We start from the raw sequence: 14,568 nt of genomic DNA on the forward strand, positions 1-14,568 counted from the left end.
CCGCCCCGCCACCCAACCGCCCACCGCGCCCCCCACCGTCACCACCAGCACCAGCACCGGAACCCACACCGCCGCCACCCCCGTCGACCGCACCAGCAACGGCACGTACTCGTCCAACGACGTCACGCCCGTCAGCACCGCGACCAGGACCAGCGCCCCCCGCACCGCCGGCACGCCCCGCACCTGAGCCACGCCCTCCCGCAGGACCCGCGCGAACGACGCCTCGCCCTCCGCCCGGCCCGCCCGCTCGTCCGGCAGGAACCACCCCGCCACCGCACACCCCGCGCACGCCACCACACTCGCCACCCCCAACGCCCGGTAACCGCCCACCGCCAGCACCGGCGACGCGACCGCGCTCGCCGCCACCACCCCCAGCAGCGCCACCGCCTCCGAACGCCCGATCAACCGCGCATACGCCTGCGTTTCACCCGACCGCTCGAGCGCCTCGTACACCAGCGCCTGCAGCGCACCCGACCGCAGCGCCGACCCCGCACCCCACAACACGAAACCCGCCGCGAACGCCGGATACGACGGGACGAACGCCCACAGCCCGAACCCAGCGCCGGCCAGCAGGGGAGCGGCCACCAGCAGCGACTGCCGCGAGACCACGTCCGCCCACAGCCCGGCGGGCAGCTCGACGACGAAGCCCGTCACCGACCAGACCACGAACAGCGACGAGATCGCCGCCGCCGACAACCCGGCCTCGGCGAACAACACCGAATAAACCGGATAAAGAAGGATGAAGTCCTCAAGGAACGCGTAGACGTACAGCCTGCGCGCCAACCCGGACCCGGGGGAGGAGCATCAACATCGCCACGTCATGCCGCGACCCTAAACTCCGCGCAACTGTCGGCGCCACCGCTTAACCTGCCCGCCAGAGCCCAGAGCCCAGAGCCGGCCCAGGGGAGACTCATGACCACGCTGCCAGACCGCCCCAACACCGCCCTCATCGTGATCGACGTGCAGAACGGCGTCATGGCTCACGCCCACCAGCGCGGCACCGTCATCACCAACATCGCCGCGCTCGTCGACAAAGCCCGCGCCGAGAACGTCCCCGTCATCTGGGTCCAGCACTCCGACGCCGAACTGCGGCAGGGGACCGACGCCTGGCGCTACGTCCCCGAACTGGCGCGCCGCGCACCGGAACCGCTCGTGCACAAGAACTACGGCGACGCCTTCGAAGGCACCGACCTGGAACACGTCCTGGCCGGCGCCGGGATCGGCCGCCTCGTCGTCACCGGCGCCGAGACCGACGCATGCATCCGCTCGACGATCCACGGCGCCTTCACGCGCGGCTACGACGTCACCCTCGTCGCCGACGCGCACACCGCACCCGACAACAGCGAATGGGGCGCCCCGCCGCCCGGCCAGGTCATCGCCCACACCAACCTCTACTGGCGCTACCACCGAGCACCCGGACGCACCGCCGCCGTCGCTTCGACCGACGAGGTCACCTTCGCCCAGTGAGCGCGACCCGGAAGCGGGGCGTTCCAGGTCTACTTAACATAATGCTCATTATCGACCATCTGTGAGACCAGCTGGAAGCGGGGCGAGCCGGGCAGTTCCGTCGGTGCGTCAGCGTGGAAGCTCGTTGGTGTCGGCGCGGCGGACGCCTGGGGCAAGGCGTTCATCGACCCGAAAGTCCGGCGGCGACCATCAATGCCTGTGCTTCGAGCGCCAAGGGCGCGAGCGCGACCTGATCTTCTAGGCGACGTACCGTGCTGGCATCGCCATCGCAGCCCAGATGCTGACAGCACATGGCCGTGACAAGTACGTCCAGGACGCACGTATGGCGCTGAAACCGCAGGTCAGAGGCAGTTTTCCTGCACGTCAGCGCGCCTGGCGCGTTCGCCGTCGGCGCGATCGGCTTCGCGAGCTCCTCCAGGGGCGCCATGCGGGAGCTGTAGGAGAAGCCTGTCCCCTGCGAGAAGTAACGGGTCGGTCGTACGGTGCCCCGTGGGTGCTCGTCGGGCTGCTTGGTCTAACCAGACAGAAGCTGAATTCTGTCTGGTTTGCGTAGTTTGTCGCTTGTGTTCCCCTGTGTCACGTTGAGGTGAGGTCGATGAAGCGCAGGGCGTTGCGGACGGCGGCTCCTCCGGGGTCGTTGTTGAAGTAGACGTAGGCGTCGTCGGCGCCGTGCAGGCGGTCGGCCCAGGCTTGCAGCGTTTCGTCGTCGTAGTGGGGCCAGGGGTCGGCGGCGCCTTCATGGAAGCGCAGGTAGAGCCAGTCGGCCGTCCGCCACAGAGGCGTCAGGGGGCGGCCGAGGCGGTCGGCCCAGCACAGCGCCGCGCTGTGGCGTTCCAGGACGCGGCGCACCTCGTCGGTCCACCAGGTGGGGTGGCGCGGCTCGACGGCGACGCGGACGCCGGCGGGGAATCGGCGCAGGCACGCGTCCAGCCGGTCGGGCTCGGCCTGCAGGGTGGGCGGGAGTTGCAGCAGGACGGGGCCGAGCTTTGCGCCGAGGCCGCCGGCGGCTTCCATGAGGCGGGCGACGGGTTCGGCGGGGTCGTTGAGGCGTTTCATGTGGGTGAGGTAGCGGCTGGCTTTGACGGCCATGACGAAGCCGGGCGGTGTGTTGTCGCGCCAGGCTTCGAAGGTGGTGCGTTTGGGGAGCCGGTAGAAGGCGTTGTTGTTCTCGACGGTGGCGAAGACCTCGCCGTAGCGTCGCAGCCAGGCGCGTTGCGGGACGCCGGTCGGGTACAGGACGTCGCGCCAGTCGGCGTACTGCCATCCGGATGTGCCGATCAGCACGGGCCACTCCCCTCCCCTGGGCACCGGGTGGGGTCGTCCTACCCGCCGCGCGGCGGTTCTGTCGGTGGCGGGTTGTAGCGTCCGGCGGGTGCGCCCTGCCGATGTTCAGCGAGTGACCGTTGCCGAGGCCGTGGACCGTTACGCGGAGATGGTCCGGGCGAAGACCTCCACGGGGGCTCTGGCGCCCGCGACGGCGGAGGTCTACGCGCGGGACGTGGTGACGTTCGCGGAGCTGGCGGGCGCCGATCGGGTGCTGGACGATCTGACGGGACAGGACGTCGATGAGGTGCTGCTGGGGTTCGCGCGCAAGCCGGACGGGCGGCGGCGCGCGGCCGGCGCGCCGGTGGGCGGAGGCGGGACGCAGAGCGCGTCGTCGCAGGCGCGGTTCCGGCGGTCGGTGTCGGCGTTCTTCAAGTACGCGGTGGTGGCGGGGTGGGTTCAGCTGGATCCGATGCGGGCGGTGACGGTGCGGCCGAAGCATCGGGGCGGGTTGCGTGCGGAGCGGCGGGCGTTGACGGCGGAGCAGGCGGAGGGGCTGCTGGGGGCGGCGCGGGGTCTGGCGGAGGAGGGTCCGGTGGTGCGGCGGCGGGTGGATCAGCGGACGGAGTTGCGGGACGGGTTGATCGTGTTGTTGCTGGCGGCGGTGGGGCCGCGGGTGTCGGAGCTGACGCGGGCGAATGCGGAGGATTTCTTCGTCAACGGCGGGACGCGGTATTGGCGGATCTTCGGTAAGGGCGGGCGGACGCGGGATGTGCCGCTCCCCCAGCCGGTGGTGGAGGTGCTGGACGCGTATCTGGCGCAGGGGCGCCGGTTGCTGGATCGCGGGGTGGAGTCGCGGGCGTTGCTGTTGTCGTGGCGGGGGCGGCGGTTGGCGCGGGGTGATGTGCAGGCGGTGATCGATCGGGTGCTGGAGGGGGTGGAGCCGGGTCGGCGGCGGAGTGTGACGCCGCATGGGTTGCGGCATACGACGGCGACGCATCTGCTGGCGGCGGCGACGGACATGGATGCGGTGCGGCGAGTGCTGGGGCATGCGGATCTGTCGACGCTGGGGCGGTATCGGGATGAGTTGCCGGGTGAGTTGGAGGCGGCGATGCGGGTGCATCCGCTGCTGGGTCCGGTGGAGCGGGGGTGAGCCGTGGGATGGGGTGCCGCTCCCCCGGCGCGGTGGTGGTCACAGGAGGGTGCGGGCGAGGGTGTAGGCGGCGGTGAGGTCGGTGCCGCGGTAGTCGAGGGTGGCGATGTCGGCGAGGTGGTGGTCGGCGTTGACGGCGATGGTGTTGGTGAGGTGGCGGAAGAGGGGTGCGTCGGACATGGAGTCGCCGTAGGCGAGGCATTGGTCGGTGGTGAGGCCGTGGCGGGTGCGGAGTTGTTCGGCGATGCGGACCTTGTCGTCGGGGGTGAGGATGCCGGTGGTGTCGAGGGGTGCGGTGGTGAACGGGAGCGGGGGGAAGCGGGAGGCGATGACGTGGTCGAAGCCGAGGTCGAGGAGGCGGTGGGCGAAGAAGTCGGGTGACATGGTGATGACGGCGGAGTGTTCGCCGCGTGCGCGGATGTCGGCGCAGACGTCGGCGATGCCGGTGAGCCAGGGGCTTGCGGTGTAGGCGGCGGCGATGTGGTCGGGGGTGAGGTGGTGCCAGAGGCGGTGGATTTCGGTGGAGAAGCCGCGGGTGTCGAGGGTGCCGGCGGCGAATCGGGCTTCGAGGGCGTGGAGTTCGGGGAGGGTGCCGAGGTGGCGGGCGAGTTCGAGGTTGGCGGTGGTGCCGTTGAGGAGGGTGCCGTCCATGTCGAAGATGTGCAGGTGTGTCACGTGATGTGAGTGTGGTGGATGGCGGTGGTGGCGGGCGAGCGGGTTTTGGCGTCGGGGTGTGTGGGGCTGCTCGCGGTGTTCGGTGTGGTGGGCCGGTACGCGGTCGTCCCCCGGTGGGTGGTGGCCGCGTACCGGCTTACCGGACGGTGTGCGTTAACGGGTGGGTGCGGTGCCGCGGACGAAGTCGGTCAGCGGCAGGGGTGTGATGTGCGGGTACCTGGTGTTGTCGAGGGTGTCGAACTTGGCTTTGCCGCTCACCATGCACCACTGGTACTGCAGGGCGACGTAGTCGAACGGGTTCTGCGTGGCCGCCGCTTGGCGGTTGATTTCTGCGCGGAGGTCGTCGGCGGTGCCGAGGTGGTGCAGTCGCAGGGTGCGGCCGGAGCCGCGTTGGACGGCGTCGTGGAACTGCCGCATGGAGATGACCTCGCCGGCGAAGCGCATGGTGCCGGTGGCGGCCGGGTCGAGGGCGACGGCGGCGGTGTAGGCGGCGGTGTCGGCGACCGAGGTGAGGTCGAGTGGCTGGTCGGGGTCTCCCCAGTGGGACAGGGTGCCCTGTTCCCAGTCGATGAGTCCCATGAAGCCGGTCATCACCTCGTAGAAGGCGCCGTTGAGGACGGAGACGACTTCGAGGCGGGTGCCGAAGTAGGCGGCGGTGGCCTGCCGGCGCCAGTCGATCATGAAGTTGTCGCCGTCGTCGAGCTTGGTCACGTCGACGGCGAAGTCGGACGGGACGAACCGGTGGGCGCCGGCCTTCTCCGCGGCGTGCACGAGGTTGACCTGGCCGTCGATGATCACGTCGGGGCCGCCCTGGACGGCCGAGATCACAGTTGTGGCGTCGCCGACGGCGTCGGCCAGTCGTTCGGCCGGGTCAGTGAGGTCGCCTTCGACGAGTTCCAGGCCGTGGGCCTGCCGGGCGGTCAGGGAAACCTTCTTCTCCTGGCTGGTGCCGGGGCGGACCAGGGCCCGCACGGGGGTGCCCTGGTCGAGGAGGGCTTGGACGATCTGGCCGCCGAGCAGTCCGGTGGCGCCGGCCACGAAGACCTTGGGGAAAGAGGACATGGTGTTGGGCTCCTTAGTGGAAATCAACGTGGATGTTCGCCTGCGGTCCCGCGGTGCGGGCCGGAGGACGTTTAGGGTTGGGTTCAGGGAATGAGCAGGGTTTTGGCGGCGTGCGCGTTGGCTGCCCGTTCCAGGGGAAACGTTGGCCGATCACCGGTGTGAGGTGTCCGGCGGCGGCCAGGTCGAGGACCCGGTCTCCAGCGGTCACGTGGGCCGCTCTGATCAGGCCTTGGGCGGTGACGCCGTACCTGTAGAGGGCGACGGCTTCGGGTAGGCCGATGCGGTCGTCGACCGGGATGAGGGTGGCGGTGGGGGCGTATCCGCCCAGGCCCGTGGTGCTGGCCAGGACGCGTGCGCCGGTCAGGGCGGTGTCGCCGGCGGGGCCGACCTCGGTGACCCGTCCGGCGATCTCCTTTGGGTCGGTGGTCCGAATTCGTGCAGCAGAACGGCACGCATGGGGCATCACTTCCTTGGTGGAGAAGCGGTGTTGGTGGGCGTGGCGGTGGAGGGCGTGCAGAGGGCCGCGCCGAGTTCGGGCGCGCGAGAACCAGGGCCGGGGGCTGCGGCGGCCTTGTGCGGGTCGGTAGAGATCCGAGGGTGCGGCGGCGTGTCGGGGATGGCGGGCGGGGCGTGGTGGCGGCACGCTGCCGCGCGCCGACGGGGGGTGGAGCGGCGCCGGGCTTCTAGGTGGCCGCGGTGCTATGTCTCGCCGCGGGCGGAGGGCAGAACCGTGCTGGGCTCATCGTCCTTTCTTGATCGCTTCGCTGAGGGCGCCGAGGCCGGCGGCCAGTTGTTCGATGTCGTCCGCTTCCCAGTCCGCGAGGAGGGCGGCGATGGCGGCGGTGCGCGCTTTCCAGAGCTTGCTGATGGCGAGTTTCCCGGCCCGTGTGACGCTGACCAGTTGTGCTCGGGCGTCGGCGGGGTCGGGCCGGCGTTCGATGAGTCCGCGTGATTCCAGGCGTTTGGCGGGGGGCGACAGGGTGGACTTGTCGACCTCCATCAGCTCGGCCAGGACCGACAGGCGTACCGGTGCGTGCAGCGACACCTGGGCCAGCAGGGTGTAGTCCCCCAGGGACAGTTCCAGCCCGGACGACGCCATGATCTTGCGGCGTGTGGCCGGGGAGAACATCCAGTTGCCCACGGTGGCCAGTGCCGCCGCCACTCCGTCGACGGCCTCGCGCTGCGGGCGGGAGGGGCCGTCCTTGCCGGCCGGTGCCCGTTCCATCCTCACACCCCCGAACAGTTGGTTGCGTCAAACCAACTATGTCGCATGAGCGAACTGGATGCAAGCGCATGCACCTTCGGCCTCGGAACACGCCGGGTCGTCCGCGCGGATGAGCGGCGGGGCTGTCTTTAGTTGGGTTCCGGGTCGCCTTGCGGAGGATGCGCGGCGTTTGCGGCGCGGGCCATCGTCGGTACATGCCAAGCTCTACGGGACGGTGAACGTGGGGTGAACTTCGGCGGCCGTTGCGGTGTCGGACGGGGTGCCGGGCGGGTCGTCTCGAGCGTGAGGGAGAGCATGCAAGCGCCAGATATCAGCGTCCAGCTGTACCGGGATGTGACCGAGTGGGCGTGGGGCACGCCGTCGTGGGTGCATTCGGTGGCGGACGTCGGCACGAACGCCGGGCTGCTGTTGTTCGCGGTGCTGTTCGTGGCGGGCTGGTGGCGGGCGCGGAGCCGGGACGCGCGGTCCATGGGGCTGGCGCTGGCGGCGCCGTTCGCGATGGTGGCGGCGTACCTGGTGAGCGAGGTGTCGAAGGACTTCCTTCGGGAGGAGCGGCCGTGCCGGGCGGTGGCGGGGGCGGTGCACATCGCGGCGTGCCCGTCGCCCGGGGACTGGTCGTTCCCGAGCAACCACGCGACGATCGCGGCGGCGTCGGCGGCGGTGCTGGTGGTGGTGTGGCGGGCGCTGGCTCCGCTGGTGCTGCCGCTGGCGGCGCTGATGGCGTTCTCGCGGGTGTTCGTCGGGGTGCATTACCCGCACGACGTGGCGGCGGGGTTCTGCGTGGGCGTGGTGGTGGCGCCGCTGGTGGCGCTGGTGGTGGTGCGGCTGGCCGAGCCGGTGGTGGACTTCCTGCGCGGTTTCCCGGCGGGCGCGGTGGTGCTGGGGGCGCGTCCGGCGGTGGCCGGTGCGCCGGCCGGTGGCCTGCGGGGCGTGGGCGCGGTGCGGGCGCAGGCGCCGGTCCCGGCGGGGGCGGCCGGTGTGACGCGGGTGGACGGCCGCCGCGTGCCGGACGCTGCGGTGACGATGCCGGACGTGATGGGCGGCGTCCGCGGTGTCGGCGGCGTCGGCGGTGGGCGCGGTGTCGGCGGTGGCGCCGGCGGCGCGGTGGGGCGGCATCACCGGCCGGGCACGTAGGCGTCAGGCGGGTGTCGGCGGGCCGTTCCGGTGTCGGAGCGGCCCGCTTCGCGTTGCGCGGGACGGGCGCCGGTTCCCTGCCGAAAGTGGGGGTCGGGGGGTGGCGTTCGGGCACTGCGGGGCCGCTCCCCCGCCGCCTAGGTTCTGGCCTGGACAGGGAATCGGAACCGAGGGGACGGTGTGATGATCGCTTTGCGTGGGCTGACGAAGCGGTTCGGGGACAAGGCGGCGGTCGACGGGCTGTCGCTGGAGGTGGCGGCGGGGAAGGTGACGGGGTTCCTGGGGCCGAACGGCGCCGGGAAGTCCACGACGATGCGGATGATCGTGGGGCTGGACCGTCCGAGCGCGGGGGCGGCGCTGGTGGCCGGACGCCGGTATGGGGAGTTCCGGCATCCGCTGCGCGAGGTGGGGGCGTTGCTGGAGGCCAGGGCGGTGCATCCGGGGCGGTCGGCGCGGCGGCACCTGCTGGCGATGGCGCGCAGCAACGGGATCGCCGCGGGCCGGGTGGAGGAGGTGCTCGGCCTGGTCGGCCTGGAGGCGGTGGCGGGCAGGCGGGCCGGGTCGTTCTCGCTGGGGATGGGGCAGCGGCTGGGGATCGCGGGTGCGCTGCTGGGCGACCCGGGGGTGCTGCTGTTCGACGAGCCGGTGAACGGGCTGGACCCGGACGGGGTGCTGTGGGTGCGGCGGCTGATGCGGTCGCTGGCGGCGGAGGGCCGGACGGTGTTCGTGTCGTCGCATCTGATGAGCGAGATGCAGCTGACGGCGGACCGGCTGGTGGTGATCGGGAAGGGGCGGCTGATCGCGGACGCGCCGGTCGCGGAGGTGATCGCGTCCAGTTCCCGCAACGCGGTGCGGGTGCGCAGCCCGCGGGCGGCGGACCTGGCCGCGCGGCTCGAGGCGGGCGGCGTCGACACGGTGGAGGTGGCGCGGGTGGCGGAGCAGGAGCTGCTGGTGTCGGGCCTGCCGCTGGAGCGGGTGGGCTGGGCGGCCTATGAGGCGGGGGTCCCGCTGCTGGAGCTGAGCGAGGTGAAGGCGTCGCTTGAGGAGGCGTACATGGAGTTGACGGGGACCAGCGTGGAGTACGGCGCCGGTGCGGCGGCCGGGGCGCAGGCGTGATGGCGGCGGTGGGCGCGCGGGCGGGCGGCGCGGAGCGGGCGGGCGGGGGCCTGCCCGGGGCGGTCGCGGCGGAGTGGACGAAGCTGTGGTCGGTGCGGTCGACGTGGTGGGGCCTTGCGGGCGCGGCCGCGTTGATGGGGCTGCTGTCGCTGATCCTGGCGTCCTCGACGGTGTCGAACAACACCAACGAGGTCGCCTCCGACGACCAGGGGGTGGTGTCGGTGAGCGGCGTCGCGGTCTCCTCGCTGGACATGGTGCAGTTCGTGGTCGTGGCGGTGGCGATCCTGGTGATCACCGGTGAGTACGCGACGGGCAGCATCCGCTCGACGCTGCAGTGGGTGCCGCGGCGGGGGCGGATGCTGGCCGCGAAGGCGGCGGTGCTGGCGGCGGTGATGCTGCCGGCGGGCGTGGTGCTGGGTGCGGTGGGGACGGCGGTGGCCGGTCCGGTGCTGGGCGAGTGGGGCCGGCTGCGGGCGGTGGTGGTCGTCGACGACGCGCTGCAGATGGGGGTGTATCTGGCGCTGGTGAGCCTGCTCGTGCTGGGGATCGGGGCGATGCTGCGCAGCACGGCGGGGACGCTGACGACGGCGTTCCTGTTCCTGCTGGTGGTGCCGATGGTGCTGGTGAACGCCGGTTCCAGCGCGGGCCGCCACGTGGCCGACGCGCTGCCGAGCACGGCGGGCCGGTACCTGATGACCGGGGACGGTCCGTACCCGGAGGTGGCCGGGGCGGCGATCCTGGGGGCGTGGACGGTGGCGGCGCTGTGGGGCGGGGTGCTGGTGCTGCGGCGCCGCGACGCCTGACCGGCAGAAACCAGGGGGCTGCCGCGTCCGGTGACCGGATGCGGCGGCCCCCTCTTCCGGGGGTGTCAGGAGGCGGGGTCGTGGACGAGGCCGGCCTCGTGGGCGAGGATCGCGGCCTGGACGCGGTTCCTGACGTCCAGCCGGGTGAGGATGGCGCTGACGTAGGCCTTGACGGTGCCCTCGACGACGTGGAGCCGGTCGGCGATCTCGGCGTTGGACAGGCCGGCGCCGAGCAGGGCGAGGACCTGGCGTTCGCGGGGGGTGAGCCCGGCGGTGCGGCGGCGGGCGGCGGCGCCGGCGGCCATGCGGCCGCCCGACAGCTCGGTGATGACGCGGTGGGCGACCTTGGGCGACAGGAACGCCGCGCCGGCGGCGACGGCGCGGACCCCGGCGATCAGCTCGTGCGGGTCGCCGGACTTGAGCAGGAAGCCGCTGGCGCCGCCGGACAGGGCGCGGGCGATGTAGTCGTCCTCGCCGAAGGTGGTCAGGACGGCGACGGCGGTGGCGGGGGCGACGCGGCGCAGCTCGTCGGCGGCGGCGAGGCCGTCCATGCGGGGCATGCGGATGTCCAGCAGCGCGACGTCGGGATGGTGGGCCAGGGTGAGGTCGACGGCCTCGCGGCCGTCGCCGGCCTCGGCGACGACGTCGATGCCGGGGTCGGCGGACAGGATGGCGCGGACGCCGGCGCGGATCATGGTCTCGTCGTCGGCGAGCAGGACGCGGATCACTCGTGGCCTTTCGCGGGGTCGGGGTCGGCGGTGCTGTAGGAGTCCTTGGCGACCAGGCGGCCGCCGGCGAAGCACAGCCGGTACAGGTGGCCGGTGCCCAGCAGGTCGGCGGTGGGCCGGTAGTAGCGGCAGCGGGCGCCGGGCGGCTCGGGGACGCGGGCGCGGACGCCGCCCGCCTCGGTGGCCTGCATGGGCGGCAGGACGTGCTGGACGTCGGCGCGGGCGTCGCCGACGCGCAGGGCGGCGTAGTCGGCGGGGCGCAGGACGGAGTTGAGGGTGGCGTAGGCGTAGTAGCCGAGCATGACGGCGCCGAGCGCCGCGATGAGGGCGGCGGGGACGGTGATGGCCGTGACCAGGCCCCGGCGGACCTGGCGGCGCTCGCGTTCCAGGTGCCGGGCAGATTCGGACGGCTCGCCGGGCGCGGCGGGGGCCGGGAGCGGGCCCGGCGGCGTCTCGGGGAGGGTGGCGCGCACGGCGAAGCCGCCGCCGCCGGTGGGCGCGGCGTGCAGGGTGCCGCCGGCGAGGCGGGCGCGTTCGGCCAGGCCGGTGAGGCCGTGGCCGCCGCCGGTCGGCAGCAGCGCGGGGCCTTCGGGCGGCGGGTCGTTGACGACGCTGACGGTGAGGGCGGGCGGTGCGGTGCGGCGGGTGAGGGTGACGGTGATCGGGGCGCCGGGGGCGTGTTTGGCGGCGTTGGTGATGGCCTCCTGGACGATGCGGTGCGCGGCGAGCGCGATCATCGGCGGGAGGTGCGAGGACTGTGCCGCGGCGGTGGGGCCGCCGGGGGCCAGGTGGACGGGGACGCCGGAGGCGCGGGCGCGTTCGACCAGGTCGTGGACGCTTTCGTGGACCGGCTGCACGGGCGCGTCCCCGTCGCCGGGGGCCGGGGCGGGGCTCTCCCCCGGTTCGGTGCGGCGGGCGGTGTCCTCGCGCAGGACGCCGATGATCTCGCGCAGGTGCTCGGTGGCGTCGGCGGCGCCGGCGCGCAGTTCGGCGGCGGCGGCGCGGTGCCGGTCGTCCAGGCCCGCGGCGACCTGCAGGGCGCCGGCGCGGACGGCGATGAGGGCGAGCTCGTGGCCGAGGGTGTCGTGCATGTCCTGGGCGATGCGGGCGCGTTCGCGCAACCGTTCGCGTTCGGCGATGAGGTGCTGCTCGCGTTCCAGACGGTCGGCGCGTTCCCACCCGGCGTGCAGCAGCTCGCGGTACTGGCGCCAGTAGCGGCCGGCGAGCCAGGGCAGCACACCGAGCAGCACCAGCCAGATCGTCAGCGGGAACCAGGTGGTGACGTCGATGCCGCGGACGATGTTGAGCAGGGTGCCGGCGGCGAACACGGCGGTGAAGCCCCACAGCACCGTGCGGGCGCGGGCGCTGCGCAGCCCGGCCAGGTAGGACATGACGGGCAGCGCGAAGGCGAAGTTGCCGTGCACGGCGATCAGGGCGGTGGCGGTGATGAGCGCGGTCGCCGGCCAGGTCCGGCCGACCGCGACGGCGGCGGCCAGGACACCGAGGCCGGCGATCTTCAGCCACCACGACGGCCGGGACGGCTCGAGCGGGGAGATCAGGTCGAACACCACGGGCAGTGCCAGCACCGCCCACAGCACGACGTCCTTGACCAGCAGCGCCCGGCTCGGGCGGCGCACGGCGGCGCGCACCCGGCCGCGGGCCGCGCGCAGGGCGTCCCGGACGCCGGTGCGGCCGGGCGGCGCCCCGGTGTCCCCGGCGGGCCGCAGGGCGGGCCGCTCCCCCGGGCGCGGCGGGACGGTGGTGGCCGGGTCGTTCACCCGGACCACGGTACAAGCCGGTGATCTGCGCTGATACTGCCGAAAGTCAGGGGCCGCTACGGTGGGCGGGTGACCGTGCCCTCGCCGCGCCCCGGGCGCCCGGGGCGGCCCGCGCCGCCCGGCCCGCCCGCGCGGCCGCGGGCGGCACTCCCCCGCCCATGGTGGGAGCGGTGGGGTTGGGGCCGGGCCGCCGAGGCGCTGCCGGCGGTGGCCGCCCTGGTGATCACGCTGGTGATGAGCGCGGTCGCCGGCAAACCCGGGGACCGCCCGCTGTGGCCGGGCGGGGCCGCGCTGATCGCGGTGACGACGCTGGCGCTGGCGTGGCGGCGCCGGCATCCGGTGGTGCTGCTGGCGGTGGCGACCGTGGTGCCGCCGCTGTACTACCCGCTGGGCTATCCGGACGGGCCGATCGCCTTCGTGTTCCTGGTGGCGCTGTTCAACGCGGCGGTGCAGTGCCGGCTCGCGGTCCCGCTGGGCGCGGTGATCGTGGTGAACGCCGGGTTCCTGACCACCTCGGCGGTGCGGGGCGGCGGGGACGGCGGCGATCCCGACGCGGTGGCCGACGCCCGCGGCGTGGCGTCGCTGACGCTGGCGCTGCTGCTGACGGTCGGGGTCGGGCAGTACGTGCGGGGGCGGCGGTACCGGGTCGAGGAGGCCGAGCGGCGCGCCGCCGAGGCCGAACGCAGCCGGGAGGAGGAGGCGCTGCGGCGCGCGGCGCAGGAGCGGCTGCGGATCGCGCGGGAGCTGCACGACGTCCTCGCGCACCAGATCTCGCTGATCAACGTGCAGGCGGGTGCGGCGCTGCACCGCCGCGACGACCCCGCGCGGGCGTACGCGGCGCTGGAGGCGATCAAGGCGGCGAGCCGGCAGACGTTGCGGGAGCTGCGCGGGGTGCTGGGCGTGCTGCGGCAGGTCGACGAGGCCGGCGCGCCCGGGGACGGCGGCGGGGCGGGGCCGGTGGAGCCGGTGCCGTCGCTGGCGCGGGTCGGTGAGCTGCTGGAGCGGACGTCGGCCACGGGCCTGCGGGTGGTGCGGGCCGGCGACCTCACCGACGACGCCACCGATGCCGGGGACGGGGAGGGCGGCGGGCCGCTGGCGGCGGTGCCCGCGCCGGTGGGACTGGCCGGATACCGGATCGTGCAGGAGGCACTGACCAACGTCGTCCGCCACGCCGGCGCCCGGGAGGTGACGGTGGAGGTGCGGTGCACCGCGGACGCGGTGATCGTCCGGATCGACGATGATGGGTCGGGCCCACCCACCGGGGCGGACGGGGCGGCGGACGGGCCGGCGCGCGGGAACGGGCTGCGCGGCATGCGCGAGCGCGCCGCGGCGGTCGGCGGGGAGCTGACCGCGGGGCCGGCGCCCGGCGGCGGGTTCCGGGTGCGGGCGCGGCTGCCGCTGGACGCCCCGCCCGGCCGGGAGGCGCACGACGACGAGGCGGGAGAACAGGTGGCGGACGCGAAACCGCGGCGGGCGATGTGGGAGGACTCGTGATCGGGGTGGTGCTGGCCGACGACCAGACGCTGGTGCGGGCCGGGTTCCGCTCGATCCTGGAGGGCGAGGACGACCTGGAGATCCTCGCCGAGGCCGGGGACGGCGAGCGGGCGGTGCGGCTGGCGCGCGAGCTGCGCCCCGACGTGGTGCTGATGGACGTGCGGATGCCGGTGCTGGACGGGCTGGAGGCGACCCGCCGGATCGTGTCCGACCCCGCCCTGGCCGGCGTCAAGGTGGTGATCCTGACCACGTTCGACCTGGACGAGTACGTGTACGGGGCGATCAAGGCGGGGGCGAGCGGGTTCCTGGTGAAGGACACCGAGCCGCCCGAGCTGATCCACGGGGTGCGGGTGGTGGCGCGCGGCGACGCGCTGCTGGCGCCGGCGGTGACCCGCCGGCTGATCGCCGAGTTCGCCTCCCGGATCACCGCGCCGCCGCCCACCGTCCGGCTGGACGCGCTGACCGCGCGGGAGCGGGAGGTCCTGGAGCTGGTCGCGCAGGGCCTGTCGAACGAGGAGATCGCCGAGCGGCTGGTGCTGTCCCCGGCGACCGCCAAGACCCACGTCAGCCGCATCCTGGCCAAGCTCGGCGCGCGGGACCGGGCGCAGCTGGTGGTGCTGGCCTACGAGTCGGGAATGATCCGTCCCGGCTGGCTCGGCTGACCTCGCCC

Annotated in this window: 16 protein-coding genes; 7 read left to right on the forward strand and 9 right to left on the reverse strand. The window is 73.6% G+C overall.

Annotated features, from left to right (window positions below; translation table 11 throughout):
- A partial coding sequence (locus tag QP089_RS46365; protein ID WP_285920989.1) for an MFS transporter occupies positions 1-783 on the reverse strand: 783 nt, incomplete at its 3' end.
- Positions 784-912: 129 nt separating this feature from the next.
- Between QP089_RS46365 and QP089_RS46370 the strand changes: the two genes are divergently transcribed.
- On the forward strand, positions 913-1,467 hold the full coding sequence (locus tag QP089_RS46370; protein ID WP_285920990.1) for an isochorismatase family protein: 555 nt from the start codon (positions 913-915) through the stop codon (positions 1,465-1,467).
- 160 nt (positions 1,468-1,627) lie between these two features.
- On the opposite strand, the gene QP089_RS46375 is transcribed toward QP089_RS46370, so the two are convergent.
- Both QP089_RS46375 and QP089_RS46380 read right to left on the reverse strand, forming a co-directional pair.
- A complete protein-coding gene (locus QP089_RS46375) occupies positions 1,628-1,894 on the reverse strand; it encodes a hypothetical protein (RefSeq protein ID WP_285920991.1) in 267 nt (88 codons plus the stop codon).
- A 149-nt stretch (positions 1,895-2,043) separates the two neighbouring features.
- On the reverse strand, positions 2,044-2,751 hold the full coding sequence (locus QP089_RS46380) for a DUF72 domain-containing protein (protein WP_285920992.1): 708 nt from the start codon (positions 2,749-2,751) through the stop codon (positions 2,044-2,046).
- 112 nt (positions 2,752-2,863) lie between these two features.
- Between QP089_RS46380 and QP089_RS46385 the strand changes: the two genes are divergently transcribed.
- Positions 2,864-3,883 (forward strand): tyrosine-type recombinase/integrase, encoded by a 1,020-nt coding sequence (locus tag QP089_RS46385; protein ID WP_285920993.1) that lies wholly within the window; start codon positions 2,864-2,866, stop codon positions 3,881-3,883.
- A gap of 39 nt (positions 3,884-3,922) precedes the next feature.
- Here QP089_RS46385 and QP089_RS46390 read toward each other — a convergent pair whose 3' ends face one another.
- From QP089_RS46390 to QP089_RS46405, 4 genes are all read right to left on the reverse strand, one after another.
- Entirely contained in the window at positions 3,923-4,558 is a 636-nt protein-coding gene (locus QP089_RS46390; protein WP_285920994.1) for an HAD family hydrolase, read from the reverse strand.
- A gap of 153 nt (positions 4,559-4,711) precedes the next feature.
- Positions 4,712-5,620 carry an NmrA family NAD(P)-binding protein gene (locus tag QP089_RS46395; RefSeq protein ID WP_285920995.1) on the reverse strand — a complete coding sequence of 303 codons (909 nt, stop codon included), beginning with the start codon at positions 5,618-5,620 and terminating at the stop codon, positions 4,712-4,714.
- A 13-nt stretch (positions 5,621-5,633) separates the two neighbouring features.
- Positions 5,634-6,083 carry an MDR/zinc-dependent alcohol dehydrogenase-like family protein gene (locus QP089_RS46400; RefSeq protein ID WP_285920996.1) on the reverse strand — a complete coding sequence of 150 codons (450 nt, stop codon included), beginning with the start codon at positions 6,081-6,083 and terminating at the stop codon, positions 5,634-5,636.
- A 276-nt stretch (positions 6,084-6,359) separates the two neighbouring features.
- Positions 6,360-6,845: a MarR family winged helix-turn-helix transcriptional regulator gene (locus tag QP089_RS46405; RefSeq protein WP_285920997.1), complete on the reverse strand. Its 486-nt coding sequence runs from the start codon at positions 6,843-6,845 to the stop codon at positions 6,360-6,362.
- A 294-nt stretch (positions 6,846-7,139) separates the two neighbouring features.
- Here QP089_RS46405 and QP089_RS46410 point away from each other — a divergent pair, with 294 nt between their 5' ends.
- The 3 genes from QP089_RS46410 to QP089_RS46420 all read left to right on the forward strand — a co-directional run bounded on the left by QP089_RS46410 (position 7,140) and on the right by QP089_RS46420 (position 9,898).
- The gene (locus tag QP089_RS46410; protein WP_285920998.1) at positions 7,140-7,979 is read left to right on the forward strand and encodes a phosphatase PAP2 family protein; all 840 of its coding nucleotides are present in this window, start codon (positions 7,140-7,142) and stop codon (positions 7,977-7,979) included.
- A 183-nt stretch (positions 7,980-8,162) separates the two neighbouring features.
- Positions 8,163-9,095, forward strand: coding sequence for an ATP-binding cassette domain-containing protein (locus QP089_RS46415; protein ID WP_285920999.1), 933 nt, complete (start codon positions 8,163-8,165; stop codon positions 9,093-9,095).
- Positions 9,092-9,898 (forward strand): ABC transporter permease, encoded by an 807-nt coding sequence (locus QP089_RS46420; RefSeq protein WP_285921000.1) that lies wholly within the window; start codon positions 9,092-9,094, stop codon positions 9,896-9,898. Before QP089_RS46415 ends, QP089_RS46420 begins: the two co-directional genes overlap by 4 nt.
- A gap of 65 nt (positions 9,899-9,963) precedes the next feature.
- On the opposite strand, the gene QP089_RS46425 is transcribed toward QP089_RS46420, so the two are convergent.
- Positions 9,964-10,626 carry a response regulator gene (locus QP089_RS46425; RefSeq protein ID WP_285921001.1) on the reverse strand — a complete coding sequence of 221 codons (663 nt, stop codon included), beginning with the start codon at positions 10,624-10,626 and terminating at the stop codon, positions 9,964-9,966.
- Positions 10,623-12,404 (reverse strand): sensor histidine kinase, encoded by a 1,782-nt coding sequence (locus tag QP089_RS46430; RefSeq protein WP_285921002.1) that lies wholly within the window; start codon positions 12,402-12,404, stop codon positions 10,623-10,625. The genes QP089_RS46425 and QP089_RS46430 overlap by 4 nt, the downstream gene beginning before the upstream one ends.
- 69 nt (positions 12,405-12,473) lie before the next feature.
- Between QP089_RS46430 and QP089_RS46435 the strand changes: the two genes are divergently transcribed.
- Together QP089_RS46435 and QP089_RS46440 are read left to right on the forward strand one after the other, a co-directional pair.
- Complete coding sequence (locus QP089_RS46435) at positions 12,474-13,898, forward strand: sensor histidine kinase (RefSeq protein WP_285921003.1); 1,425 nt, start codon at positions 12,474-12,476, stop codon at positions 13,896-13,898.
- Positions 13,895-14,560, forward strand: a complete 666-nt coding sequence (locus QP089_RS46440; RefSeq protein ID WP_285921004.1) for a response regulator — start codon at positions 13,895-13,897, stop codon at positions 14,558-14,560. The genes QP089_RS46435 and QP089_RS46440 overlap by 4 nt, the downstream gene beginning before the upstream one ends.
- Positions 14,561-14,568 lie beyond the last annotated feature (8 nt).

This window comes from Actinomadura opuntiae (genome assembly GCF_030283205.1).
GTDB lineage: Bacteria > Actinomycetota > Actinomycetes > Streptosporangiales > Streptosporangiaceae > Spirillospora.